The sequence below is a fragment of the Sulfitobacter brevis genome (genome assembly GCF_900112755.1).
Lineage (GTDB): Bacteria > Pseudomonadota > Alphaproteobacteria > Rhodobacterales > Rhodobacteraceae > Sulfitobacter > Sulfitobacter brevis.
Genome location: NZ_FOMW01000055.1, coordinates 1 through 3,632 on the forward strand (window position 1 = coordinate 1; position 3,632 = coordinate 3,632).

General features: G+C 51.7%; 3 protein-coding genes and 2 pseudogenes. All 5 read right to left on the reverse strand.

Annotation, left to right across the window (positions count from 1 at the left end; genetic code table 11):
• Window positions 1-225 (reverse strand): transposase (locus BM174_RS20600; RefSeq protein ID WP_177209571.1); only part of this gene is annotated, 225 nt, incomplete at its 3' end.
• Window positions 226-779: 554 nt separating this feature from the next.
• A pseudogene (locus tag BM174_RS21815) lies at window positions 780-1,488 on the reverse strand (IS30 family transposase); the annotation flags it as partial.
• Window positions 1,489-1,715: 227 nt separating this feature from the next.
• Entirely contained in the window at window positions 1,716-2,195 is a 480-nt protein-coding gene (locus BM174_RS20610) for a sensor histidine kinase (protein WP_093925660.1), read from the reverse strand.
• 74 nt (window positions 2,196-2,269) lie between these two features.
• The gene (locus tag BM174_RS20615) at window positions 2,270-2,776 is read right to left on the reverse strand and encodes a histidine kinase dimerization/phospho-acceptor domain-containing protein (RefSeq protein WP_177209573.1); all 507 of its coding nucleotides are present in this window, start codon (window positions 2,774-2,776) and stop codon (window positions 2,270-2,272) included.
• Window positions 2,777-2,949: 173 nt separating this feature from the next.
• Window positions 2,950-3,537: pseudogene (locus tag BM174_RS20620) on the reverse strand (IS6 family transposase); the annotation flags it as partial.
• Between the last annotated feature and the right edge of the window lie 95 nt (window positions 3,538-3,632).

Consider the following 3,632-nt stretch of genomic DNA (forward strand, 5'->3'; position numbering starts at 1 on the left):
ATTGCCCTTCAACGTCTTGCGCGACGTGCCATTGCGGCGGTTGCTCTGTTGGTTTGTGGGCTGGGTGTCAGGCTCATAGCCTAAATGCTCGGTCAGTTCAGCGCCAAGCATCCGTTCCATCAGGCGCACCTTCAGCTCTTTCATCAAGCCCTGATCGCCCAGTAAATCGTCCGCGTTCTCAACGCCGCTCAGCAGCTCGTCTAAAACTTCCTTGGATATCGTCATTGTCGTCATGCTCCTTCGTTAATGAAGCATGGGCCAAATTACTCATACACAGAAGATCGGACACTCTCAAAGACTGCAAACACATGCCTAAAAAATGAGGAAATAGCCAGTATGGGCATTAAACATTATTGTTTTGAGCTACATAGGGCTAAAAACAAATAAGCCGAGACAAATGTCTCGGCTGATAAGCGGTCCCCATACGGTGAACCTAACAGGCTAGGCCTATATCTTACTTAACACTGGCAAGCTACTTCGCAAGTAAAAAAACAATCAAATTAAAAATTTCATTGCGTTCGGTCTCCTAGTTCACTCGCCACAGACACCCATCTGGCTAGTGTCTTGCAACAAATGCCCGTCTTTCTGCGCCCTTTGCAGAGTGTGACGCACCCGCGTCACCAAATCGACACAGGTTTCAACGCCCAAACCATTTGCTAGCGATGATCTGGTCCGCTATCGCATCATAATCCGACGGGGCTACCCTCTGTGAGCGATACCTGAACCGCGACTCTTGTTGAGCTCAGGGTAGGGGTGTCATCGCATTTCCTCCAACATCTTTTCGCGAACAACCTCGGCTGGCGTATTCCAGGGTTCTTTAGAATTAAGGTGAAGCGGCTGACGCGCTTAACCAGTGAGGTGACGTTGGTCCGGCCAAGCTTCTGTTTGAACAGCATCAAATCAGCTTCCCCCTCTCGGCAGATTTGTTTCACAAATCGCCTGTCGGGCAGTGAGTGGCCAAACTGACGGCGGTGAGCCACATCATCCGAGCGGAACAGGATGCTGACATCGCGGTGGAATTTGGGTTCTCTACGCCTTCTGGTACGACGTGGTCTGCGGGCGACACGGTGGATCGGTGGATACCACCACAGGTCTTCACGCTGACCTTCCTTGGAATAAATTTAGCGATAAATGGTTTCTTGGCAGACCCTGAGTGGAGTACCTTGGTGGATCATGCGGTTACTGATCTGCTCGGGTGTCCAACCATTCTTGATGCGCTCAATCACGAGCTTGTACAACTCAGGCTGTTTGATCGGCTTGCGCTCGCGGGCACGACGATCCGCTTGCATCATATGGGCCGCGGCACCGCGATAGCCATCGCATCCGGGCATGCTTTCGTCCTAGAAATGGTTGCACCTTAGCTCGCGGAATATAGTTGATCTACAGCGCTTCAAATCGCGCCATCTCATCGACAGGGACCTTTGCGTGTCTCCAGCGTTCTATCTTGCGTCGCTCTGTGATACTTAGTTGGTTGTAAACGGCTCCCATACCGTTCCTCTCATTAGATAAACTACTGTTTTCTAACCGAAGTCGCAGTTGAGGTAGCGCGCGCCTCGCCTCCAAGCCTGTAAACGCCATTCAGAAAAAAGCCGATGCCTGTAATCCGTTTTATGTAATATATCACCTTCCGCAAGGATAGGCAGCAGTGGTTCCAGCATTACCTTGGGTGAGATATTACCTCTTGGTAAAGCGATTTCGAACCTTCTGCCGTTCTGCTAACTGCCTACTATGAGGGGAAAGCTGATGTAAAAGGTGCTTCCTTTGCCCAGTACACTTTCCACGGTCAGTTCAGCCTGATGCGCCTCGGCGATTGCCTTCGCAATGCTCAGGCCGAGACCCGTGCCGCCACGTTCACGTTTGTCGGAAGAGTCAACTTGCTGAAATCTTTCAAAAATGCGCAATTTGTCCTTTTGTGGAATACCGCGTCCGTGGTCTGTTACCGCGACGATGGCACGGCCGGTTTTGGTGGTAAGGTCAATCTGCACCTTATCTCCCTCCTTTGAGAATTTGATCGCGTTCGAAAGTAGGTTTGCCATGAGTTGATCTAACCGAGCGGGATCGGCGCTGATTTTCACGTTCGGCTCTATGCTGTCGGCAAAAATTTCCACACTATAGGAATCCGCATAGGATTGATTTGTTTCGATAGAATGGTTCAACGCTGCCGAAAGATCGATTACTTGGAGATTAAATTTCATTTTTCCCGAAGCGTATCTTTCCGTATCCAAAAGATCATCAACAAGCCTTCTGAGAGCTGTGCAATTCCGCTCTACTATCTCAGACGGCTGGCCTTTGCGGGCATATGTGGAAGCACCCCACTCTTCAGCAAGGCCAACGAGGCGCTGATAGAGGTCAACGGTGTGCGCAATTCATGATTCATCACCGAGATGAACTGGGATTTGGCGATATCGGCGGCGTAGGCCTCTTGCAGCAAGGCCTCCTTCTCGGTGAGTGCGCGGCGCGTCAGGACGCTGTCGAGAGCGAAAGCAATAAAGAGAAGCATAGCCGCAACTAGAATGGTCAAGCTCATGTAAAGAACAGTTTTGGCGATGCGGAGGACACCAGTACGTACATCACTAGCTTGCACCAAGGAGGCCTGCAGAACGTCGAGTGAAGAAGTTCTCAAATCGCCGTCGAACTTTTGGAGAAGCTCGGCAAGTTCAAGCGCCACGGCGTCGTCCTCGGGGCCCGTGTCCAACGCTGCGACCCGACTGTCATTGGCAACCAAAGCAGACATCAAGTTATCAAAAACCGATAAATCAATATCGTAGTCGACCAATGTGTCTTGGGTGGACCCTCGCTTCATTTGGGAGAGGCGACTCCAGAGAATATCAAATGCTGCACGAACATCATCACCAGCGGCCCGGTCAGCAGAATATTGGAGTAAGACGTTATTCAGGGCTTTGTCGCAAATTTCTGCAGGGCTTTAAAAAGGCTACCCTGCGGACATGACTATGCCGCCAGCGCAGCAAACTGCTGGAAGGCGGTTATTCCGTTTGCCGTAAACTGATCCTTGCGGATCATGTGAGCGACTTCGATCCCTGCGATGGTTGCGACAGCTGAATGGAAAGCCTTGAAGCCCATCATTGGGCCAGTAATCCGCTTGATAAAACGGTGATCCTATTCCAGAATATTGTTGAGATACTTGACCTGCCGGATCGTGACGAGGCGGCCCGTCCCAGTGAACTTCAGGATCACGTTCACAGCTGTTAGGCCGGCCAGGTTTGCGCCACTTTTGTCGTTGACCACCCGATCCGGCACGCCATTTGCGGCAATGGCCTGCTTGAAAAACCTGCGGGCTGCAGCCAGGTCGCGGCGCTCGGACAGCATGAAATCAAGGGTTTGGCCATCTCGGTCTACGGCTCGGTAGAGGTAGGTCCACTTGCCCCTGACTTTTATATACGTTTCGTCCATCCGCCAAGAATTCGCCGTAGCCCGCTTCCGCGCTTGAGCGTTTGCGGCGATCAGAGGTGAAAATCTAACCACCCAACGGTTCAGCGTCGCGTGATCAACAATGACGCCGCGCTCAGCCGTGATCTCTGTTGATTGTCACCGAGAACTGACCCGGCATTGTCACCGAGACTTGACCCACCCAGTTGTTATGTTCTTTGCGTTATGATGGCGTCAATGCCGCT